The sequence below is a fragment of the Amycolatopsis sp. 3B14 genome (assembly GCF_050958625.1).
Classification (GTDB): Bacteria; Actinomycetota; Actinomycetes; order Mycobacteriales; family Pseudonocardiaceae; genus Amycolatopsis_E; species Amycolatopsis_E thermoflava.
On the sequence record NZ_JBHZEN010000012.1, the window covers coordinates 1 to 20,779 of the forward strand.

20 protein-coding genes and 1 pseudogene are annotated in these 20,779 nt (G+C 67.5%); 14 read left to right on the top strand and 7 right to left on the bottom strand.

All coding sequences use genetic code 11. The features are described from left to right. Positions 1-78: 78 nt before the first annotated feature. Positions 79-2,640 (bottom strand): aminopeptidase N, encoded by a 2,562-nt coding sequence (gene pepN, locus ACCP09_RS07510; protein ID WP_433744370.1) that lies wholly within the window; start codon positions 2,638-2,640, stop codon positions 79-81. A gap of 132 nt (positions 2,641-2,772) precedes the next feature. On the opposite strand from pepN, the gene ACCP09_RS07515 reads away from it, so the two are divergent. Beyond that, positions 2,773-3,384 (top strand): mycothiol-dependent nitroreductase Rv2466c family protein, encoded by a 612-nt coding sequence (locus tag ACCP09_RS07515; RefSeq protein ID WP_433744373.1) that lies wholly within the window; start codon positions 2,773-2,775, stop codon positions 3,382-3,384. Here the strand turns inward: ACCP09_RS07515 and ACCP09_RS07520 are convergent. Next, positions 3,371-4,051, bottom strand: coding sequence for an MBL fold metallo-hydrolase (locus tag ACCP09_RS07520; protein ID WP_433744376.1), 681 nt, complete (start codon positions 4,049-4,051; stop codon positions 3,371-3,373). The genes ACCP09_RS07515 and ACCP09_RS07520 overlap by 14 nt on opposite strands. After that, a complete protein-coding gene (locus ACCP09_RS07525; protein ID WP_433744489.1) occupies positions 4,048-4,725 on the bottom strand; it encodes a 2-phosphosulfolactate phosphatase in 678 nt (225 codons plus the stop codon). Before ACCP09_RS07525 ends, ACCP09_RS07520 begins: the two co-directional genes overlap by 4 nt. 44 nt (positions 4,726-4,769) lie before the next feature. Between ACCP09_RS07525 and ACCP09_RS07530 the strand changes: the two genes are divergently transcribed. Continuing rightward, positions 4,770-5,240 carry a ribose-5-phosphate isomerase gene (locus ACCP09_RS07530; protein ID WP_017987650.1) on the top strand — a complete coding sequence of 157 codons (471 nt, stop codon included), beginning with the start codon at positions 4,770-4,772 and terminating at the stop codon, positions 5,238-5,240. Then, positions 5,240-6,049: an Fpg/Nei family DNA glycosylase gene (locus tag ACCP09_RS07535; protein WP_433744380.1), complete on the top strand. Its 810-nt coding sequence runs from the start codon at positions 5,240-5,242 to the stop codon at positions 6,047-6,049. Before ACCP09_RS07530 ends, ACCP09_RS07535 begins: the two co-directional genes overlap by 1 nt. 45 nt (positions 6,050-6,094) lie before the next feature. Here ACCP09_RS07535 and ACCP09_RS07540 read toward each other — a convergent pair whose 3' ends face one another. Both ACCP09_RS07540 and ACCP09_RS07545 read right to left on the bottom strand, forming a co-directional pair. Further along, positions 6,095-6,883: a hypothetical protein gene (locus ACCP09_RS07540; RefSeq protein ID WP_017987652.1), complete on the bottom strand. Its 789-nt coding sequence runs from the start codon at positions 6,881-6,883 to the stop codon at positions 6,095-6,097. A 46-nt stretch (positions 6,884-6,929) separates the two neighbouring features. Continuing rightward, complete coding sequence (locus ACCP09_RS07545) at positions 6,930-7,715, bottom strand: class I SAM-dependent methyltransferase (protein ID WP_433744384.1); 786 nt, start codon at positions 7,713-7,715, stop codon at positions 6,930-6,932. 85 nt (positions 7,716-7,800) lie between these two features. On the opposite strand from ACCP09_RS07545, the gene ACCP09_RS07550 reads away from it, so the two are divergent. Both ACCP09_RS07550 and ACCP09_RS07555 read left to right on the top strand, forming a co-directional pair. After that, positions 7,801-8,670, top strand: coding sequence for an LLM class F420-dependent oxidoreductase (locus ACCP09_RS07550; protein WP_433744387.1), 870 nt, complete (start codon positions 7,801-7,803; stop codon positions 8,668-8,670). An 11-nt stretch (positions 8,671-8,681) separates the two neighbouring features. Then, positions 8,682-9,128: a nuclear transport factor 2 family protein gene (locus tag ACCP09_RS07555; protein ID WP_017987656.1), complete on the top strand. Its 447-nt coding sequence runs from the start codon at positions 8,682-8,684 to the stop codon at positions 9,126-9,128. A 315-nt stretch (positions 9,129-9,443) separates the two neighbouring features. Here the strand turns inward: ACCP09_RS07555 and ACCP09_RS07560 are convergent, their stop codons facing one another. Together ACCP09_RS07560 and ACCP09_RS07565 are read right to left on the bottom strand one after the other, a co-directional pair. Continuing rightward, positions 9,444-10,079, bottom strand: coding sequence for a YdcF family protein (locus ACCP09_RS07560; protein ID WP_433744391.1), 636 nt, complete (start codon positions 10,077-10,079; stop codon positions 9,444-9,446). A gap of 7 nt (positions 10,080-10,086) precedes the next feature. After that, positions 10,087-10,635 carry an AAA family ATPase gene (locus tag ACCP09_RS07565; RefSeq protein WP_027931729.1) on the bottom strand — a complete coding sequence of 183 codons (549 nt, stop codon included), beginning with the start codon at positions 10,633-10,635 and terminating at the stop codon, positions 10,087-10,089. 802 nt (positions 10,636-11,437) lie between these two features. On the opposite strand from ACCP09_RS07565, the gene ACCP09_RS07570 reads away from it, so the two are divergent. The 9 genes and pseudogenes from ACCP09_RS07570 to ACCP09_RS07610 all read left to right on the top strand — a co-directional run bounded on the left by ACCP09_RS07570 (position 11,438) and on the right by ACCP09_RS07610 (position 20,775). Further along, the gene (locus ACCP09_RS07570) at positions 11,438-12,688 is read left to right on the top strand and encodes an ATP-binding protein (protein ID WP_433744394.1); all 1,251 of its coding nucleotides are present in this window, start codon (positions 11,438-11,440) and stop codon (positions 12,686-12,688) included. Next, on the top strand, positions 12,688-14,064 hold the full coding sequence (locus ACCP09_RS07575) for a DUF6414 family protein (protein ID WP_433744397.1): 1,377 nt from the start codon (positions 12,688-12,690) through the stop codon (positions 14,062-14,064). Before ACCP09_RS07570 ends, ACCP09_RS07575 begins: the two co-directional genes overlap by 1 nt. Before the next feature lie 48 nt (positions 14,065-14,112). Next, positions 14,113-15,351, top strand: a complete 1,239-nt coding sequence (locus tag ACCP09_RS07580) for a helix-turn-helix domain-containing protein (RefSeq protein ID WP_433744400.1) — start codon at positions 14,113-14,115, stop codon at positions 15,349-15,351. Positions 15,352-15,355: 4 nt separating this feature from the next. Further along, a pseudogene (locus ACCP09_RS07585) lies at positions 15,356-15,915 on the top strand (flavoprotein). Positions 15,916-16,030: 115 nt separating this feature from the next. Then, the gene (locus tag ACCP09_RS07590; protein ID WP_433744403.1) at positions 16,031-16,306 is read left to right on the top strand and encodes a hypothetical protein; all 276 of its coding nucleotides are present in this window, start codon (positions 16,031-16,033) and stop codon (positions 16,304-16,306) included. A 48-nt stretch (positions 16,307-16,354) separates the two neighbouring features. Further along, complete coding sequence (locus ACCP09_RS07595; RefSeq protein WP_433744406.1) at positions 16,355-16,807, top strand: hypothetical protein; 453 nt, start codon at positions 16,355-16,357, stop codon at positions 16,805-16,807. 17 nt (positions 16,808-16,824) lie between these two features. Then, positions 16,825-17,115 (top strand): GntR family transcriptional regulator, encoded by a 291-nt coding sequence (locus ACCP09_RS07600; RefSeq protein ID WP_433744409.1) that lies wholly within the window; start codon positions 16,825-16,827, stop codon positions 17,113-17,115. A 520-nt stretch (positions 17,116-17,635) separates the two neighbouring features. Further along, positions 17,636-19,165, top strand: coding sequence for an FtsK/SpoIIIE domain-containing protein (locus tag ACCP09_RS07605; protein ID WP_433744412.1), 1,530 nt, complete (start codon positions 17,636-17,638; stop codon positions 19,163-19,165). Then, the gene (locus tag ACCP09_RS07610) at positions 19,165-20,775 is read left to right on the top strand and encodes a replication initiator (protein WP_433744415.1); all 1,611 of its coding nucleotides are present in this window, start codon (positions 19,165-19,167) and stop codon (positions 20,773-20,775) included. The genes ACCP09_RS07605 and ACCP09_RS07610 overlap by 1 nt, the downstream gene beginning before the upstream one ends. Positions 20,776-20,779: the final 4 nt, after the last annotated feature.

Consider the following 20,779-nt stretch of genomic DNA (forward strand, 5'->3'; position numbering starts at 1 on the left):
TTCGTTGCCGGCTTGCGTTTGTTGAAAGCAAAAAGGGCGCCGAGCTGCTTGTGCCCGGCGCCCTTTTGCTTCTGTTGATCAGGCCTCGTCGAATTCCCGTGCTGCCAGTGCGCGCACGATGCCGGCCCGGCCTTCCGAAACCAGCCGCCGGAGGGCAGCAGGGTGGTCGCCGGCCAGCCACTCGTCCGCGGCCTGCACCGTGGCGTGTTCGACCGCCCAGGCGGGGAACAGGCCGACGACCGTGGGCTGGGCGCGTTCGCTCGATCGGCGGGACCAGACCTCGTCGATGGCGGCGAAGTAGGTGTTCACGTAGCCCGTCAGCAGGTCCTTCTGCCCGGGGTGGGAGAAGCCGCCGATGATGGCGTTGCTCATCGCGTTCGGGAGGTCGTCGTCGTAGACCGCGCGCTGCCACGCCTCCGCCTTGGCCTCCGGGGTCGGGCGCAGGGCACGGGCGTACTCGGCGTGGCGGCGGCCCGTCGCGGTGTCGTCGCGGGCCAGTTCCGCGTCGATCTCCTCGTCCGCCGCCCGGCCGTGCGCCACCAGCGCGTTCAGCAGGCGCCAGCGCAGGTCCGCGTCGACGACCAGGCCCTCCAGCGGGTTCGACCCGTCGAGCCAGCCCGCCAGCACGTCGACCGTCGCGTCGTCCAGGACCGAGCCTGCCAGCGAGTTGACGAACGCCAGCTGGTGGTCCGAACCCGGCTCGGCGGCACGGGCCAGCTCCAGCAGCTTCCGGGTGAACTGCGGCCACCCCTCGGCCGCCGCCCAGGACGGCTGCGCGTACGAGTTCAGCGCCGTCTGCGCCTGCAGCAGCAGCCGCTGCACGACACCGACCTCGGTCTCCGCGTGGATCCCGTGCAGCACGATCTGCAGGAAGTCCCTGGCCTTCAGCTCGGCCTCGCGGGTCATCTCCCACGCGGCCGACCAGCACAGGGTCCGCGGCAGCGGCTCGGTGATGTCGGCGATCCGGTCGACCAGCGTGGTCAGCGAACCGGCGTCCAGGCGCATCGTGCAGTACGTCAGGTCGTCGTCGTTGACCAGCACCAGCTTGCCCGCCGGCTGACCGACCAGGTCCGGCACCTCGGTGCGCTCGCCCTCGACGTCCAGCTCCACCCGCTGCTTGCGGACCAGCTTGCCGTTCTCGTCGTCGTAGACGCCGACCGCGATGCGGTGCGTGCGCAGCTCACCCGCACCCGGCTTCGCCCCGGTCTGCAGCACCGCGAACGAGGTGAACCGGCCTTCGGCGTCGGTTTCGAACTTCGGCCGCAGCGAGTTCAGGCCGGTCGTCTCCAGCCACTGCGCGCTCCACCCGGACAGGTCGCGGCCCGAGGCCTCCTCCAAGGCGCTGAGCAGGTCGGCCAGCGTCGCGTTGCCCCACGCGTGCTTGCCGAAGTACACCCGCAGCCCGGCCAGGAAGTGGTCCAGCCCGACGTAGGCCACCAGCTGCTTCAGCACGCTGGCGCCCTTGGCGTAGGTGATGCCGTCGAAGTTCACCTCCACGGCCTGCAGGTCCACGATGTCGGCCGCGATCGGGTGCGTCGAGGGCAGCTGGTCCTGCCGGTAGGCCCACGACTTCTCGATGTTCGCGAAGCTCGTCCAGGCGTGCTCGTACTCGGTCGCCTCGGCCTGAGCCAGCACGCTCGCGAACGTCGCGAACGACTCGTTCAGCCACAGGTCGTCCCACCAGCGCATGGTGACCAGGTCGCCGAACCACATGTGCGCCATCTCGTGCAGCAGCGTCTCGGCGCGCCGCTCGTAGGCGTAGCGGGTGACGCGGCTGCGGAAGACGTAGTCCTCCAGGAACGTCACCGCGCCCGCGTTCTCCATCGCGCCCGCGTTGAACTCCGGCACGAACAGCTGGTCGTACTTGCGGAACGGGTACGGCGTGGCGAACGCCTTGTGGTAGAAGGCGAAACCCTGCTTGGTCTCGGTGAACAGTCGCTCGGCGTCCATGTGCTCGGCCAGTGACGCGCGGCAGTAGATGCCCAGCGGGATCGTGCCGTGCTCGTCGGTGTACTGGTCGTGCCACTCCGCGTACGGGCCGGCGATCAACGCGACCAGGTACGTCGAGATGCGCTCGGAGGTGGCGAAGACCGTGCGGGTGGCGCCCTCGGCGGTCTTCTCCGTGCTCTCCACCGGCGCGTTGGACACGACCTTCCAGTCGCTCGGCGCGGTGACCGTCAGCCGGTAGGTGGCCTTGAGGTCGGGCTGGTCGAAACAGGCGAACATGCGCTTCGCGTCGGCCGTCTCGAACTGCGTGTACAGGTACACGGCGTCGTCGACCGGGTCGACGAACCGGTGCAGGCCCTCGCCGGTGTTCATGTAGCGGCAGTCGGCCTCGACGACCAGCTCGTTGGTCGCGGCGAGGTCCGGCAGTTCGACGCCGTTCTCCTCGGTGTAGCCGGAGACGTCCAGCGCCGTGCCGTTCAGCGTCGCGGAGCGGACGGAGCCGGCGACGATGTCGACGAACGTGCTCGCGCCCGGCTTCGTGGCGGCGAACCGGATGGTTGTCTTCGAGTCGAAGCTTCTCTCGCCCGGGCCGCCGTTACCGTCCGTGAGGTCGAGGGCGATGTCGTAGGACTCGACCTCGAGCAGCTCGGCACGCTGTTTGGCTTGGTCACGGGTCAGGTTAGGGGCGGGCACAGGCACCTCGGAAACGCTCGCGGTTGTCATTCTCGGTGATCCCGCTATCCAATCATGTTCCGGCGGGGAACAAGTGCACTCCGCGTGCTGTTGGCCCGTTTGACGGCCCCAGCACCCACAGGGAGAACACTGATGACCGCAGAGCGCACACGGGTGGACTTCTACTTCGACCCCGTCTGCCCGTTCGCCTGGATCAGCTCGCGCTGGATCCTCGAGGTGGAGAAGCAGCGCGACCTCGACCTGACCTTCCGCGTCATGAGCCTCGCGGTCCTCAACAGCGGGCGCGACCTGCCCGCGGAGTACAAGGAGCTGCTGGAGAAGGCGTGGGGCCCGGTGCGCGTGGCCACCGCGCTCGCACAGGAGAAGGGCGAGGCGGTCCTGCGGGACTTCTACACCGAGTTCGGCACCCGCTACCACAACCAGGGCAACAAGGACATCCCCGAGGTCACCCGCCAGGCCCTGGAAGCCGTCGGCGCGCCCGCCGACCTCGCGTCGGCGGCCGACTCCGCCGAGTACGACGACGCGCTGAAGAAGAGCCACCACGAGGGCATGGACCCGGTCGGCATGGACGTCGGCACCCCGACCATCCACATCGACGGCGTCGCGTTCTTCGGGCCGGTGCTCAGCTCGATCCCGAAGGGCGAGGACGCCCTGAAGGTGTTCGACGGCGCCCGGCTGCTGGCCAGCTACCCCGACTTCTACGAGCTCAAGCGCACCCGCACCGGCGAGCTCAACTTCGACTGAGCTCGTCGCGCTGGGCGGCCACGAAGTCCGGGCCGACCGGATCGCCGTGCCCCGGCACGATCGTGGCGGGTTCGAGCGCGAGCAGCCGGCCCAGCGCCGACGGCCAGTGTGCGGGGTGCGCGTCCGGTCCGATCGACGGTGGCGCGCCCTGCTCGACGAGGTCACCGGCGAACAGCACCCCGGCGTCCGGCACGTGCACGGCCACGTCGTGGTCGGTGTGCGCCACGCCGGGGTGGACCAGCTCGACGGACCGCCCGCCGCCGAGGTCCAGCTGGACGCTGTGGGTGAGCAGGTGGTCCGGCAGCACCAGCCGGGCCGCGGCGAGCCGCTCGGCTTCCGGCTGGCCGGCCAGCCGGCGCACCCACGCCGCCCGGTCGGACTCGCCTTCGCGGATGAGCGCGTCCCGGCAGCGTTCGTGCGCCCACACCGGGCAGGGCAGGAACGCGGCGGTGCCGAAGTGGTGGTCGAAGTGGGCGTGGGTGATGACCACGACCCACGGCAGCGCGGTGATCTCGCGGATCTCCGCCGCGAAGGCCGCGCCGTGGACCTCGTCGCAGCCGGTGTCGATCACCAGGCACCGCTCGGCGCCCACCACCAGACCGAGCGTCTGGTCCAGATGCTCGTAGCGGCGGGCGTGCACGCCGTCGGCCAGTTCGAGCCAGGTCACGCTGCCTCCAGGAGATCGCCGACGAGGACGGGGGCCACGGTGCTGACGTCCACCTGAGCGGCGAGCTCGACGTCCCGTCCGTGGCCGTTGAGGGTGAGTTCCCGCCCGGAGACACATCCTCGCAGCGCTTCGGCGATGTCGGTGCCGCGGTAGGCGGTGGCGGCCAGCAGCGCCTCGGCGGAGGCGTCGCGGCCGGACAGCGCGGCGGCAATCGCGCCCGCGCCGAGGAGGTCCTCCACACACGGCCGGAGCGGTCCGCGGGGAGCGGTGGTCGTGATGTTGATGCCCCAGCGCTCGCCGGCCGGGACGACACCGATCGGGCGCTCGCCGGCCAGCTGGTCGGCGGCGGCCGCGACCGCCGAGGCGTTGCGCAGGCAGCCCACGAGCACCGTCGCGCCGGTCCCCGCGGCCTCGGCGCACAGGGTCGCGCCGTTCGGGGACGGTAGGTCGAGCAGCCCGGGATCCGCACCGACCGCGGCCGGCAGCGGCACCTGGCCACCACGCCAGCGCAGGGGACGGACCCGGCCGCCGCGGCCGGTCACCAGGTCCACGGTCGTGCTGAACGACAGCACGTCCACGACGATCAGCACCGCGCACTGCCGCCCCAGCTCGGCGACCCCTTCCGCACCCCACTCCAACCGCAGGTCATGCCCGTCCTGGGCGAACGCGTCCACACCCCCAGCATGCCCGGCTTCCACCCGGATGCGAGACTCCACCCGTGCGCGTCTACTTGGGATCAGACCACGCCGGCTTCGAGCTGAAGAACCACTTGGTCGAGTACTTGAAGGGCCAGGGCCACGAGGTCACCGACATCGGCCCGGCCGTCTACGACGCCGCCGACGACTACCCGGCCTTCTGCATCGAGACCGCCCGCCGCGTGGTGGCGGACGAGGGCAGCCTGGGCATCGTCATCGGCGGTTCCGGCAACGGCGAGCAGATCGCCGCGAACAAGGTGAAGGGCGCCCGGGCCGCGCTGGCCTGGAAGCCGGAGATCGCCGAGCTCGCCCGCCAGCACAACCACGCGCAGCTCATCGGCCTCGGTGCGCGCATGCACACCGTCGAGGAGGCCACCGCGATCGTCGACGCGTTCCTGTCGACCCCGCCGTCGGAGGACGAGCGGCACGGCCGCCGCGTGCAGCAGATGCTCGACTACGAGCGCACCGGCACCCCGCCGCCGCTGCCTGCCTGATGCCCGAGGGGCACACCCTCCACCGGCTCGCCCGCCTGCACCAGCGGCGGTACGCGGGCGCGCCGGTTGGCGTTTCCAGTCCGCAGGGCCGCTTCGCTAGCGAGGCGGCCCTTTTGGACGGTCAGGTCATGCTGAAAGCCGAGGCCTACGGCAAGCACCTGTTCCACGACTTCGGCCCGCTCGGGTCCGTGCACGTCCACTTGGGACTGTACGGCACGTTCACCGAGGCGAAACTGCCGGAAACCCCGCCGGTGGGCCAGGTCCGGCTGCGGCTGACCGGCCGGACGCACTGGACGGACCTGCGCGGGCCCACCCGGTGCGAGCTGCTCACGCCGGACGAGGTCGACGCGATCAAGGCGCGCCTCGGCCCCGACCCGCTGCGCCGCGACGCCCGCCCGGACGAGGCGTGGCAACGGATCTCGGCGTCCCGCACGTCCATCGCCGCGCTGCTGATGGACCAAAAGGTCGTGTCGGGTATCGGGAACGTGTACCGCGCGGAGGTGCTGTTCCGGCACCGGATCAACCCGACGGTGCCCGGCCGCGCGCTGGACCACGTGCAGTGGAAGGAGATGTGGACCGACCTCGTGGCGCTGATGCGCAAGGGCGTGCGGATCGGCCGCATCGACACGGTGGACGACGAGCACCTGCCCGAGGTCACCGGCCGCGCGCCGCGGCAGGACCGGCACGGCGGCGAGGTCTACGTCTACCGGCGCACCGGGCAGCCATGCCTGGTCTGCGGCACCCCCATCGCCCACACCGAGCTGGCCGGGCGGAACCTGTACTGGTGCCCGGTCTGCCAAGCGGCCTGAAAAAGCGGGCCGGACGTGGTGTCCGGCCCGCTGTACGTTGAGGCGTCAGAAGCCGCCGAAGTCCCCGCCGAAGTCGCCTCCGCCGAAGTCGCCGCCCATGTCGCCGCCGAAGTCCCCGCCCGCGTCGCCGCCGGCGTCACCCATGTCGCCGCCGTCGGCTCCCGCGTCGGCCATGGCGTCCTCCTGGCCCGCGTCGTAGCCGGACTCCCACGCCTCGGCGCTCGCGATGCCGGCCATGCCGCTGAACATCGCGCTGAACAGGAACATCGACCCGAGGCCCCACGCGCCCGCCACGAGCGCCGGCTTCCACCACGGCTCGCTGTACCAGCCCTGCGGCACCGGGCGCCCGGCCACGCGGCCACCCGGGTAGTAGTAGGGCGTGTTGTCGCCGGGGTTCGGCGACGCCTCGTAGTGCCTGCCCTCGACGTCCACGCTGCGGTGCTCGGTGACCTTGCCGGCCCGCTCGCGCTCGGTCTCCTCGGGCAGCTTCGGGCCAGGGTCCATGCCCATCGCCTCGCGCGCGGCGCGCACGTAGTAGAGGCCTTCGAGCGCGGTCTCCTTGACGAGCTTGGCCTGCTCGGCCGTCTGCGCCTGCTCCAGCTGGGAGCCGGCCGCGTTGTAGCGCTCGGACGCGTCGGCCAGTGCCTGCTTCGCAGGCTCGTTCGAACCCACGAGGTTCAGCACCTGGCCACCCAGGCGCTCGACCAGGCGCCGGGCGTCGGCCTTGGCGTCGTCGAGCTGGCGCCGCCGCGTGGCGGCCTGGGCTTTCGCGAAGTAGGCGATGCCGCCCACGATGAGGACGAGGAGCACGATCACGGTGATCGCGGTGCCCATGGCTTACTCCCGGAAGTTCGGTGTCTTGAACCGGACAACGCGGACGCTACGCCGATGGTTCCCAGCTCGCGCACAGGACGCGCACAGGCACCTCCTCGGTGTAGACGCCGCCGGGTTCGGCTTCGCGGAGCGCCGCCCGCAGGTCGGCGTCGAAACCGCGCCGGCCTGCGGCGTCGAGCTTCTCCAGCGCGCCGGCGGAGTACAGGGCGCCGACCACCTCGTCGAGACCGAGCCGCTCGGTGTGATCAAGGCGATGTTCCCGCACCGGCGTGAACCCCGCCCGTTCGAGCAGGTCCCGGTACCGCGCGCGCTCGGCGTCGCTGCTGCCGCACGCGGGGAAGTCCAGCGCGCCCAGCCACCGCGTGGACACCTGCCGGATCGCGGTCGCCCACCGGGTGCGCTGCGTCCAGACCGGGGTGCCGTTGGCGATCACCGCGACGCCGCCACCCGGCCGGAGCAGGCGGGACAGTGCCGCGAACAGCGGGCCGGGATCCATCCAGTGCAGCGCCTGGCCGATGGTGACGAGGTCGAGGCCGCCCGCGCCGAGGAGGGGCTCCAGCGCGGGCACGTCGCTGTCCGCGCCGACGACCCACACGACGTTCGGGACCTCCGCGGCGCGGGCGTGCGCGAGCATGTCGGGGGAGGGGTCCATGCCGATCACCGCGCCCGCCCTGGCGGCCATCGGCACCGTCAGCTGACCGGTGCCGCAGCCCAGGTCCAGCACCCGGCCGAGCGGGAACTCCGCCGCCAGCAGGTCGAAGACCTCCGTCCGGTACCCGCGGCGGAAGCGCGCGTAGTTCGACGCGACGTCGCCGGCGAATTCCTGGATCACGGGGACCAGTCTGTGAGCCGGCGGAACGCGGCCGCAAGCTGTTCCGCTCTCGACGAAAACTAGAACACGTTATAGTCTCGGTCGCATGAAGTTCACCCTCTCGGTCGCGATGAACCCACTGGACCAGTTCACCGAGCTAGCGCGCACCGCCGAGGAGTGCGGCTTCTCCTCGATCGCGTTGCCGGACTCGCTGTTCTACTCCGAGCACGTGTCCGCCGAGTACCCGTACACGCCGGACGGCAGCCGGTTCTGGACCGCGGACACGCCGTGGGCGGACCCGCTGGTGGCGGTCGCGACGATGGCCGCCGTGACCGAGCGGATCGAGTTCTACACGTCGGTCCTCAAGCTCGGCTCGCGCAATCCGGTGCTGCTCGCGCGGCAGGTCGGGTCGGTCGCGGTGATGTCCGGCAACCGGTTCGGGCTCGGGCTCGGCGTCGGCTGGTCGCCGGAGGAGTTCGAGTGGTGCGGCGCGCCGTACGCGAAGCGCGGCAAGCGCGTGGACGAGGCGATCGAGGTGCTGCGGCTGATCCTGGACGGCGGGATGGTCGAGTACCACGGCGAGTTCTTCGACTTCGACAAGCTGCAGATGAGCCCGGCGCCGTCGGAGCACGTGCCGTTCTACATCGGCGGGCACACCGAGGTGGCGTTGAAGCGCGCCGCGCGGGTCGGCGACGGCTGGTCCTCGGCGATGATGAAGTTCGACGACCTGCGCTCCACGATCTCGCGGCTCGCGGAGCTGCGCGCCGAGTACGGGCGGGCCGACGTGCCGTTCGAGATCCAGGCGGTGTGCATCGACCGGTTCGGGCTGGACGGCTACCGCGAGCAGGCCGAGATCGGCGTGACCGACATCGTCACGCAGCCGTGGGTGTTCGACGGCATCGGGTTCGGCGATCCGGTCGGCCCGAAGAAGGACGCGATCCGCAAGTTCGCCGACGAGGTCATTTCCCGGTTCTGAGGGGGCGTGTCATGGGTGTTCAGGTGTGCTGGGACGTCGAGGCCGAGCAGCCGCCGGCCCGGGTCGCATCGTGGCGGTCGATGAACGCGACCTGCCGCGGCGCGAAGGACGAGTGGTTGGCGCTGTTCGCGCCGGACGCGGTGATCGAGGACCCGGTCGGCAAGTCGATGTTCGACGAGGAAGGTCGCGGGCACCACGGCCACGAGGGGATCGCGGCGTTCTGGGACCTGGCGATCGCGAAGGTCGAGCGGTTCGAATTCGTGATCAAGGATTCGTTCGCGGCGGGCGACGAGGTGGCGAACGTCGGGACGATCACGACCTACCTGCCCGGCGGGTACCGCGTGGACACCGAGGGCGTGTTCGTGTACCGGGTGGGTGACGACGGGCTGGTCCGGTCGATGCGGGCGTTCTGGGAGACGGAGCGGGCGATGGCGACGGCGCGGCAGGTGGGCGGGTAAACACTGGGCGCACGTTCGTAAGCCGTGTGTTACCGGCGGTGTGGCTGGTGTTGGTCGCGTGCTGGTGTTCGCCACGATGCCGCGCATGCACGGCAGATCGCCTTTGGAACTGTGCGTCTACTGGGGCTGGCTCCCCGACAGCGACGCCGGAGCCACCCACTGGGTCTCCCCGGCGCGCGACTACCACCCGAGGACCGGGCTGAGGTCCAACTGCGGGAGGCGCTGCATCCCGTCGGAGAGGACCCACGCGTGGCGGAAGCTGCCGCGGTGCCGGGACTGCGTGTCGTCACTGGCTGCTGCTGATCGGGCGCGCGGCTAGACCAGGCGTTTGGTGAACCCGGCGGCGATGAGGCGCTGCAGGGCATTGTGGACGTCCGCCGGGAAGGGTTGGGGGATTGCGAAACCCCGCTCGGCGTAGAGGGTGATGCGCTGCGTGTCGCCGACGAGCATGTTGATCACCCGGTCGTCGTCGCCGATGGTGTGCAGGTGCTCGTCGAGGGTTTGCGGCTTGGCGGCGCACACGAGGTCCACCTCGGGCCACAGCTTGCGGCAGGTCGCGTAGGCGCGGCGCTGCTGGTAGGGGCGCGAGACGAGGGTGACTTCGCGGATGTCGTGGTCGCGGAGCAGGTCGCGCGTGAAGGTGATGTTCTCGCCGGTGTTGGTGGCGCGGGTCTCCAGCCGGATGGCCGCCGCCGGGACGCCGCGGGCTCGAGCGTGCTCGCCGAAGTGGACGGCCTCGCCGCGCGGGAACAGGTCGATCGTGGTGGGCGCGTTGGCGCCGGTGAAGACGACCAGCGGAAACCGGCCTGCGTGGTACAGCTCGGCGGTGTGGTCGGCGACTCCCAGATCATGACTCCCGAGGCCCACGCCGACATCCGTCCGCCGCGGCTCGTGGTCCAGGTGGTGGTAGCGCCAAAGCAATTCGACGTCGGGGCGCAGGTGGTCGTCCACAGTCGTCTCAGCCCAGGCTGCGCAGCAGTGCGCGGTAGGTCCGGTCCACCTGGCCCTCCTCGACGTGCACGATCCGGGCCCGCGGCCGGGCCGCGACGACCTCCATCAAACGGTCGTACATCACGGACAGGTCGTCGAACCCGCCGTCGCGCCCGATCATCTCGTGGGCTTCGACATGCAGCGGGTCGGCAGCCGCGCGGGTGCGCTCGGCGAAGCGCCGCAGCACGTTCTCCTTGCTGTCGAGCAGCACGACCTCGTGGAACGCGGCGCCGACCTCGCGGGAGAGGCACTCGAGCTGGTCGATGAACGCCGTCCGGCCCAGGAACTGCGGGACAACCACGTCGTGCCCGGCCAACAGGTGCGCTCGAGCCGCGGCGAGCGTGACGCCACGAGCGAGCCGGCCTGCGGTGTGCGGGTCGTCACGCCAGCGGCCGATCAAGCTGCGGACACGGTCGACGTCCAGGTTCAGGGTCAGCGGATGATCGTCGGCGAAGCGCCCCGCGAGGGTCGACTTGCCACACGCGGGCGGGCCGTTGAGCAGGAGCAACCGCGGCACCCGGCGACAGTACCAACGACCGCCGCCCAGGAGACGACAAGAGCGGGCGACGGGAATCGAACCCGCACCACCAGTTTGGAAGATTGCGTCTGCTGCCCGGCCGGTTGTGCTGACCTGCTGCTTCCTGGTCCGCTGAGGTCTCCGGTTGACCGCTGTTGACCGGGGCTACTGGCACGGTAATGGCACGGCCGGTCGAGCTGCCCACACCTCTCCCATCACCCCGACAAACAGCCCAGAACACGGCCGGTGGTGCCGGGTCAAGGCACGCTTTCCAGCCTTGACGCGGTGCCACCGGCCGTAGTCACGATCGGCTGTCGGGGTGGTGATCGACTTGTGACCAGCGCTCACGTAATGCGCGGCTCCTGGCGAACGACGTTCAATCCATAGCGTTGGCGCAAGGAGACCGAGCGTGAGAGTGCCCAGGCAGGCGGCGGGTGGCTGCCCAGGTGATGAGCTGCTGCGCTCGGTCCGGCCGTATCGGCGCGCCGCCGGCGGTGGCGAAGTGCCCGGCTGGGTTGCCGCGCCACGCGGCTCGCCGGGCGAAGCGGAGCGGCAGCCCGGCGTCAGCCGCGTCTGGGACCTGCCGCGGCACCCAAGGCAACGGGCAGAGCGCGCCGCCGCCGGCGGCGCGCCTTGATCCCATAGAGCCAAATTCGGCAGCCTACGAGTAGCCTTGGGGTCTAGATGTCGCTAGCTTGCGCACGATCACCGCGCTGTCACGGTTTGCCCTTGTTGGCGCTCAGGTGTTGCCGTTTCTGGGCGGCACCTATCGATAACGGAATGATGGGAAAGTGTTATTAGGGTGACTGTCGGCGGAAACGATCCACAACGTCTCCTCGGGCGAGCGCGATTTATTGACGCGGACACAGGTATTGTATTCTTTGACCTACTTAATGGAAACATATTTCCGTATGTTCTTGACGATGACGATGACGATGACGATGAGATCGAAATTGGCGACGTCGTACTAATAGGTCCGTCGTGGCGAGACGTCACCTTAGCGCCAGAAGGGTTGTGGCCGAGAACGCCTTGGATAGGAACAGTAAAGACCGTCTTGGACGATCTTGTGGTAGTTGCTGTTAATGGGGTTCTTCGCTCGCTTCCGTTGCCGCCCGGATTCTCATTAGAGGTAGGTTTTACCGTAGAAGGAAACGACCTCGATGGGGTCGTTCGAGTCATCTCTGAAAGACCGATATCGCAACTTGATATCTCACTTGGTGAACCGTTTGACCTTTCGCGCCTTCGCGAGCACCCAGACGGCTCCCTCAGTTACGACAATTTCGGCGGCTACGAAAAAATCAAGGCGCGTACCCGTGAATTGATCGAGCTTCCTCTGCAGCGGCATGAAGAGTTGATGAAAATCAACGCCCGCGCGATAAAGGGTGTGCTATTTACCGGTCCGTCTGGAACGGGGAAGACATTACTAGGACGTATCATCGCACACCAGGCAAACGCTGAGTTCTACAAGATTAGCGGCCCTGAGATCATAAGCAAGTATGTTGGGCAGAGTGAAGAGATATTACGCGAGATATTTGAAGATGCTAAGAAGAAGGATCGTGCTATTGTATTCTTCGATGAGATTGACAGTGTTGCGCCGCAACGGGCGGATGATTCGCATGAAGCCTCGCGTCGAGTTGTAGCCCAGCTGCTGACCTTGCTTGATGGCTTCGATCAGAATGACAACGTTATCGTCATAGCTACTACCAACCGGCCACAAGATGTGGATATCGCGTTGCGACGTCCGGGGAGGCTGGATTGGGAAATACATTTCGACTATCCGTCTCGTCATGATCGGGAAGCGATACTGCGGACGATCGCCCAAGATTTGCACGTGGCGGACGGTTTGAATCATTCGCGCATCGCGGATATGACCACTGGATGGTCCTCGGCTGAGTTGCGCGCCATCTGGAGTGAGGCGGCTTTGTTGGCCGTGTCGGATGATCGTGACATTGTGATGACAGAAGACTATTTAGGTGGGTACCAGCGGGTTGCAGAACAGAGGGCTCTTATCGCCACGACGCGGCGTGGACAACACGCGGAGCGTGCGGAGTGATGAACTGGTGGAAGTTTGGTCGAGACGAGCGGCGTGACATCGCCCGCTTGGAGAAGCTTCGTCAGCTTCGTGAATTCATATACCTTGACGAAGTCAGCGTGACAAGCCTCTTTGCTTCTCGGGAAGGCAAGGTGCCGCATGAGTTCACTGACAGCGCTACCGCTGGTGTGAAGGCGGAAGTAAACGGACAGGTCGAGGCTGGCATTGCGGCGGTAGGTAAAGCCCGCATTGGTTCGAAGTATGAGTCCAGTCGAAGTGTGAACTCACAAGTGGTCAGCAAGGCCACTATTCAAACCTTATTTAAGAACTTGTACGATTCTGAAAAGAAATCCTTCGTCATCGCTACTCCTAAGTCTATTTCGTCGTCGCCTCCTAGGAGGGAACGACTGATGGAAATGCTGTCCGGTTCACGTAAGGCCGACCCGCGTTGGGTTATTCCGTTGACCGATCTACGTCGTGGCGAATTGGCAGAGCTGAATGTTGAACTGGAAGCCGACCCAATCTTTCAATTCGGCACGATCTTGTCTAGCTTTGAAGAATTGACTGACGAGAGTGAGGAGTTGCGCGCGAGTCTAAGTGGTCCAATTTTTGATCAGATGCTTGACTTCAACCGCGTTTTCGACAAGCTGATGGTAGGGCTTATTCCCATCAAATGTCGTGTCGTGGACTGGTCGGCGGTCAATTTCGAGGATAGGTCCTATATTATTCGCCAATCCGCCGCCGCAAGCCTGCTGGCTGATGTAGGCTCTAACTTAAGCATCGAACCGCTGTACCTGGTGGCGGACACAGAACAAGATCTGTTCTGGAAGGATGTTCGCCGTGTGCTTTTCAGTGCCGCTCGCTTTACGGTTCTTTGTCGTCTGAACGGGGAAGGTCTAATTCCAGAATGGAACCCAGTCAGGTTGTCAAATGCGCTAGAGCTTGTGAGCCCTGCTTTTGGTAAGCAGATGCAGGGGTTCAGTAAGAATATCTCAAAAGCTGCGGAAATGGCGCAGTTTCAGCATGACGACTCGTCGAATCGTCGAATTCTCGCGGTGGTTTCTTACGCGCAGGAAATTTCCCGCGGAACGGGTCTGGTGTTGAATGAGTTGGATCTGTTTGAGATTCGCACTATTGCTAGAGAGAACTATGCTAAATTGACTTCGGTCATTGACGCGCGTGCAGTTTTTTCTGCCGTGAAGGAACTTGTTGAACGTAAGGCGGGAATAGTAATCGACAACGAACGAGACGCGGCGGCAAGATCGCAGGTGTATGACGAGTACGGCCCTCTTGTGGGGGCTGACGTTGCTGTCAAGGTAGACTTTGTTACTACTGGCACGGAGCCGGATGCTGCGGAGAGTCTGTTAGAAGTGTCGGTTGTTGCTATGTATTGGTAGGCGGCAGAGTTGGGGCTACGCCTAGGCCGGCGCTGCTAACCTGGTCATATGCGTGGTGCGGGTGATCAGCTCAGCATCGGGGAGCGTATTGCCTTCTACCGGCGTCGTCGGGGGTTGTCGCAGGCTGTTCTAGCTGATCTGGTGGGCCGCTCTGAGGACTGGCTCAGCAAGATCGAGCGTGGTGAGCGCGATATCCGCAGGTTGGACGTGCTCGCGGACGTGGCTCGTGCGCTGCGGGTGACTCTCGGGGACCTGCTTGGGGAGCCCGTTCTCATGGAGGACGAGGAACGCAACGACGACGTGCCGGCCATCCGGGATGCGCTGATGGCTCCCAGGCGGCTCTCGCGGACGTTGTTCTCCTCGTCCATGTCGCCGGAGTACATCGATCCGGCTCCGGTGCAGCAGCTCGTGGAGGGGGCCTGGTCGAGCTATCAGAAGGGCGACCTCGGCCGGGTTGTCCAGGCTCTTCCTGGGCTGATCAAGACCACTCAGCAGATGGAGGCCGCGTCGGCGGATGATCCGGCCTACCGGCGGACCTGCGCGGCGCTCTCGGCTCGAATCCATCACCTCACCGCGACCACGTTGAGCAAGATCGGTGAGGCCGACTTGTCCTGGATCGCGGCTGAACGGGCTATGCAGGCGGCCGACGAGGCGGACGATCCGCTCGTGCTGGCGTCGGCTGCGAGGTCCGGTACTCATGCGCTCCTGGCTGTCGGCCGGTTCGAAGACGCGCTTGAGCTGGGGGAAGCCGCGGCGAAGTGGCTGCTTCCACGGATGGCGGCCGGTGATCCGGCGGCGCTGAGCCTCTACGGCATGCTCTACCTGCGGACGGCGGTCGCCGCGGCCCGTCATCAGGACCGGGCGACATCGAATGACCTGCTCGTGCACGCTACCCGCGCTGGCGAACAGCTCGGCGTGGATGCGAACTACTGGCACACCGGCTTCGGACCGGCGAACGTCGAGCTGCACCGTCTCTCGGCGGCCCTCGACCTCGGCGACGTGACGCAGGTGATCGAGCAGGCTCCGAAGGTCGACGTCGACCACTTGCCTGCGGAACGGCAGGTCACGTACCTGATCGACTACGCACGGGCGCTGAGCCTGATGGCGAAGGACGACGAAGCACTTCAAACCCTGCTGTCGGCTGAGCAGAAGTCGCCGGCCATCGTGCGGCATTCGACCGTGGTCCGCGAGGTCGTGCGGTCGATGTACCGTCGTGCTCCGGCCACGGCCGGCCGGAAGTCGTCGGCGCTCCTGGCGCTGGCTGAGCGTTGTGGAGCGGTGAGGTAGCTGCATGGGTTCGCGGGTGCTCGGTCTGGTCGGTTCCGGTGCGGGTGGTGTCGAGGAGCTGCTTCCGCGAGTCATCAAGCCTGCGCAGGAAGCAGGGTGGACGGTCGTCGTCACCCTGACGCCCACTGCCGGCCGCTGGCTCCAGAAGTCCGGGGCGCTCGCTGAGATCGAGGAGGCGACCGGCTACCCGGTGCGGTTGAGTCTCGCGACCCGGACGAGAAGAGCCCGCACCCTCCCGTTGACTGCTACCTGGTCGCTCCGGCGTCGGCGAACATGGTCGCCAAACTCGCGATGGGTATTGCGGACAACCAGGCTTTGACGCAAGTGAACGAGGCCATCGGCACCCGCAACCTGCCGGTCGTCGTGTTCCCGCGGGTGAACGCTGCGCACGCGAGGCACCCGTCATGGGAGTTCCACATCGCAGCGCTCCAGCGGGCCGGTGTGCGCCTCGTCTACGGTGAGGACGTCTGGCCGCTCCACGAGCCGCGCAGTGCGCCGGGGCGTGAACTGCCCTGGTCGGCCGTGCTCGACGCGGTGAACGAGGCCGTTCCCACCTCGCGCTAGCCCTCTGCAACACCTACCCGGACAGTTTGTCCGGGTGATCGCCCTGAACCGGGTGTCTCCTGGGTCATACCGCGCCCCACCGGACGCGGGAGAGCCAAGACCCCCAGGAGAGCAGATGGGCATTCACGTGGTGATCCAGCCCGCCGCCGGGTACGGCGCTGAGGTCGTTTCACCGTCACCCGGCATCCGGCAACTCATCGCCGGCGGGGAGGACGCCACCTTCGTCATCCAGGTTCCCGCGCGCATCGGCGGGCTGACCGATGCCGCTCGGTTCGCGCGGAGCCTGGCTGTCGCTGCCATCGAGTTCGGGGACTGGTGCGAGACGCAGAACCGCTCGCGCTCGTTCCCGTTCGACTCCGCTGATGGTCACCGCTCGAACTACACCGAATGACTGGTCGCGCTCGACCACAGAACACGAAGGCACACAAGGGGTATCGACATGGCAATTTCCAGGGGACACCGCTTCCCGATCGAGTTCGATGACGCGTTCCCGCAGGGTTTGGTGATGGTGGGCGAGATCTCGCCGGACAACGAGTACCAGTCCCGAGAGGACAGGGCGGCCGGTCGTCCCGCTCGGCAGCGCGTCGACGAGATGACCGGCAAGCGCCAGTGGAAGGCGACCGTGACCGACCCGTCGGAGCCGAACGCCAAGCGCGCGTCCTTCGAGGTCACGTTCCTCGCTGACGTGCAGCCGGTGCCGACGACGAGCGAGGTGCTGCCGGGTATGCGGCCGGTGGAGCTGGAGGGGCTGACCGCGGAGCCGCGAGTGGCCGGCAACGGCGAGTTCAAGTACCAGTCCTTCGTCTTCCGCGCGACCGGATTCAAGGCCGTCAACAGCGGTGGAGGACGCGCGGGGAAGGCTCCGGCTGAGCAGTCGGCGAAGGCCGCGTGAGTGGGCGAGGAGTGCTGATGATGACGCGTGAAGACCACGCGCCCCCGGCCCAAGCATGGCGGCGGCCGGAGGGTGGGGAGCCGGGCTATGTCTACGAGTGGGTAGCGGCCCACATCGCCGACCGCATCAACTCGGGCGAGCTTCCGGTGTACGCGCGGCTTCCTAGTGAGAAGCGGTTGGCAGTGGAGTACGGCGTTTCGCTGGGATCGGCCCGCCACGCGACCCGGATTCTGCGGGAGCGCGGGTTCGTCATGACGATCCGGTCCAAGGGCACGTTCGTCGCCCCGCGGAACGCCAAGGGCGATTGAGATCGGCACGGGAACGGACGACGCATCCGTTCCCGTGCTCTCCCTGTGGAAGGAGGTGAACGAAGTGCCATCCAGGTCCCGGAAGCCTCGTCGGCGGTGGCTGGTCCGGCGGCGTTGCTGGCTGTGCGGACGCACCCATCGGCTGATGCGGGACAAGGCGTACGTGTGCCGGACCTGTGCGGGCCGCGGCAGCGAAGGTCTCTAGAGGAAGGTCCACAGTAGACGCGAAACGCACGCGGGGACGTGCGGCGATGACGCGCGCCCTCATGGAGGAACCTCGAAACATAAGGCGCAGAAGCGGAACCTGGCTACCAACCGTGCCGCTCCTGCGCTGTCCACCCTCTGGGAGCAGACAAGTGGCAACGATAGACAACGGCGACCGAGCCGTGTCAACGGGCCGCACCCCGACGCGGTGCGCCGCATGCAAGAAGTTCACCCGACTGGCCCCCGGCGACACCGAATGTGCTGCCTGTGCCGGCCGACTGCCGCTGCCAATCACCACCAAGGCAGGTGGTCGCTGATGGACGCGCACACCTTCGGAGTCCTCTTCCTCGGCGGGGTCGGCCTGGCGGTGGTCGTCTGGGTGCTGCACAAACTCGGCTCCGCGCTGGCGTCGATCGCGGAGGCGCTGGCGGCGGCCGCGGTGGTGTTCTTCGCCCTGTGGTGGCTGCTCAAAGCCCTCGGCTGGATGGTCGCGCAGATCGTGATGCACCCGCGCACGACTATCACCGTGCTCGCGCTGGTGGCCTGGTGTTACTGGGTCGGCTGGGTCTCGCTGCTGGTCAGCCTGTGCGTGGTCGGTTCGGGCTTGGCGTGCTGGCGGTGGTTCCACCTCGTCTCCTACGACCAGTGGGCCGGGCAGTTCTTGCGCACCTGGTGGCAGAAGTGGGCCATCTACGTGCCGAAACTGCCGAGCTGGCTGCACGCCTGCGGGTTGAGCGTGAAGGACGACGCGATCCCGGTGGACCTGACGGTCACGCTCGTCGGGCGGAAGAAGATCACCCGGGACCGGGAACGTGCCGGTGTGCGCATCCCGAAGGTCAAGCGGGTGAAGTCCGGGCCGTCGTGGGATGAGGTCCGGGTGCAGTTGGTGCCGGGCCAGAAGCCGGAGGACTTCGACGACGCGGCTCGTGCGCTGGCATCGGCGCGGAAGGTCGGCCGGTGTCAGGTGCGGGAGGTCGCTCCCGACGTGGTGTCGATCGACTTCCAGCGCCGGGACCTGCTCGCTGCGCCGGTTCCCTGCCCGGAGCTCGGGTCGATGCCGGTTGACCTGCGGCACGTGTGGGCGGGACGGACTGAGTACGGGCAGGATTGGCGGGTCCCGCTGTTCGGCTCGGGCAGCCACACCCTGACCGCGGGTGCCAGCGGTGCGGGCAAGAACTCGGTGATGTGGTGCCCGCTCGTGGCGATCGCGCCGGCCATCCGGGAGGGGCTGGTCAGGGTGTCCGGGATCGACCCGAAGGGGATGGAGCTGGCCTACGGGCGGGGAATCTTCCACCGGTACGCGGTGACTCCGAAGGACGCCCTGGCGCTGCTGGACGACCTCGTGGACGCGATGGACAAGCGCAAGAGCGAGTTCGCCGGCCGCGTGCGGTCGGTGCCGATCTCCAGTGAGAACCCGCTGGAGCTGATCGAGTTCGACGAGATCGGGGCACTGACCAAGTACACCGACCGCAAGACCCGTGAGCAGATCGTGGAGAAGGTCGCCCTGCTGACCACCCAGGGGCGGGCGCTGGGCTTCACGGTCCGGGGCTATGTGCAGGAGCCGACGAAGGAGACGGTCCCGGTCCGGGAGCTGTTCCCGCGGCGCATCTGCCTCCGCGTCACCGCGAAGTCGCATGTCGGCATGGTGCTCGGCGACCAGGCGTACGAGCGGGGTGCCTGGGCGAACCGGATCGACGAGTCCGCGGCCGGTGTCGGCTACGTGTGGGGCGAAGGCCTGCGGGAGCCGTTGCGAGTCCGGGCCGGGTGGGTTCCGGACGCGTCCGTGAAGGCGCTGGAGGCCTACGTCGGCGGGCAGGTGGGCCACTGGGGAGGTGTGGCGGCCTGATGCAGCAGAGCAGGGCAGAACGGATGCGTCAGCCGCTCTCCGCGGAGGTCATGAAGGCCACGGCGGAGAAGCACGGGGTGTGCGTGCGGCCGTTCACGATGGAGGTCGGCGACCCCGACACGGGCGAACTCCGCTACGTCGCCGTGCCGTGTGGCTCGACGGTGGAGAGCGTCTGTGGTCCGTGCGCGAAGAAGGCCAAGGCGTTGCGGATGGCGCAGTGCCGGGAGGGCTGGCACCTGACGGAGGAACCGGACTTCACTCCGGCCCCGCCCACGGTCGAGCAGAAGGAGTTGATGGAGTTCCGCGCCGATTTGGTGGCACGGTATCGGGAGGCGGTCGAGCACGGGGAGGAGGGCCAGGCCGACGAGCTGCGCGACGAGATCCGCGGAGTGGATGAGGAACTTCGACAACTCGGCATGCGCGGCCGCCTGCCTTCGCCGGATCTGCCGTCGAAGCGGCCGGTGAAGCGGTCGACCAGGCGGCGGCAGGACGCGCCCAACTTGCCGCGGAAGAAGGTCGCCAAAACGACGGTGGGCCGGGAGTACGCCGGGAAGTTCCGGCCGTCGATGTTCGTGACGCTGACCTGCGACACCTACGGGCGGGTGCGAGAGGACGGCACCCCGGTCGACATGGCGACCTATGACTACCGGCGGGCGGCGCGGGATGCGGTGCACTTCTCATCCCTGGTGGATCGGTGGTGGCAGAACCTGCGCCGCGTCGTCGGGTGGGACGTGCAGTACTTCGCGACCGTGGAGCCGCAGAAGCGGACCGCTCCGCATCTCCATGCGGCGTTGCGGGGGTCGATTCCGCATGAGGTGCTGCGGCAGGTCACCGAGGCCACCTATCACCAGGTCTGGTGGCCGGCGCATGACCAGCTGGTCTACGGCGACGATCGGCTTCCGGTGTGGGACATGTGGAGGAAGTCCTTTGTGGATCCAGAGACCCGGGAGCCGTTGGCGCAGTGGGAGGAGGCTGTGGAAGCGGTCGAGGAACCGGCGCATGTCGTGACCTTCGGGCGGCAAGTGCACTCGAAGGGCATCCTCGGCGGTACCGAAGAGGCCGGGCGGCACATCGGGTACCTGACGAAGTACCTCACCAAGTCGACGGGTGAAGTGGTCGAGGCGACCTCGGCGAGGCAGCGGGAGCACCACGACCGCCTTCACGCTGAGCTGGCGGTCACCCCGTGTTCGGCGCGGTGTGCGGTATGGCTGCTGTACGGGGTGCAGCCGCTCGGGGTGACGAGTCGGACGACTCCTGGGCACTGCAAGGGGCGTGCGCACCGGCGAACCACGCTCGGGCTGCCTGGCCGGCGAGTGCTCGTCTCGCGCAAGTGGTCCGGGAAGTCGCTTGCGGATCACAAGGCGGATCGGAAGGCGTTCGTGCGGGACATGCTCGCGGGCGTCGGCATCGTGAAGCCGGAGGAGGACACCGCGCGGCTGATCTGGCGCAAGGTCGCGCCGGGGGACAGGGACGCGCCACCGCGGGCTCACCTGCTCATGCGGGCCATCGCGGAGCGGATCACGTGGAAGGCCGAGTACGACCGTGCGCTTCTCGCGGCAGGGCCACCACCAGGGGAGCCAGAAACTTCGGCAACTCAGCTCGCGGCGTGAAGGG

What these genes read in the sequence shown, in the direction of transcription:
- ACCP09_RS07535 (WP_433744380.1), top strand. Translation starts at nt 5,240, where the DNA reads ATGCCCGAGGGGCACACCCTCCACCGGCTCGCCCGCCTGCACCAGCGG.
- ACCP09_RS07550 (WP_433744387.1), top strand. Translation starts at nt 7,801, where the DNA reads ATGAAGTTCACCCTCTCGGTCGCGATGAACCCACTGGACCAGTTCACC.
- ACCP09_RS07605 (WP_433744412.1), top strand. Translation starts at nt 17,636, where the DNA reads ATGGACGCGCACACCTTCGGAGTCCTCTTCCTCGGCGGGGTCGGCCTG.
- ACCP09_RS07600 (WP_433744409.1), top strand. Translation starts at nt 16,825, where the DNA reads ATGATGACGCGTGAAGACCACGCGCCCCCGGCCCAAGCATGGCGGCGG.
- ACCP09_RS07555 (WP_017987656.1), top strand. Translation starts at nt 8,682, where the DNA reads ATGGGTGTTCAGGTGTGCTGGGACGTCGAGGCCGAGCAGCCGCCGGCC.
- ACCP09_RS07590 (WP_433744403.1), top strand. Translation starts at nt 16,031, where the DNA reads ATGGGCATTCACGTGGTGATCCAGCCCGCCGCCGGGTACGGCGCTGAG.
- ACCP09_RS07595 (WP_433744406.1), top strand. Translation starts at nt 16,355, where the DNA reads ATGGCAATTTCCAGGGGACACCGCTTCCCGATCGAGTTCGATGACGCG.
- ACCP09_RS07575 (WP_433744397.1), top strand. Translation starts at nt 12,688, where the DNA reads ATGAACTGGTGGAAGTTTGGTCGAGACGAGCGGCGTGACATCGCCCGC.
- ACCP09_RS07580 (WP_433744400.1), top strand. Translation starts at nt 14,113, where the DNA reads ATGCGTGGTGCGGGTGATCAGCTCAGCATCGGGGAGCGTATTGCCTTC.
- ACCP09_RS07515 (WP_433744373.1), top strand. Translation starts at nt 2,773, where the DNA reads ATGACCGCAGAGCGCACACGGGTGGACTTCTACTTCGACCCCGTCTGC.
- ACCP09_RS07610 (WP_433744415.1), top strand. Translation starts at nt 19,165, where the DNA reads ATGCAGCAGAGCAGGGCAGAACGGATGCGTCAGCCGCTCTCCGCGGAG.
- ACCP09_RS07540 (WP_017987652.1), bottom strand. Translation starts at nt 6,883, where the DNA reads ATGGGCACCGCGATCACCGTGATCGTGCTCCTCGTCCTCATCGTGGGC.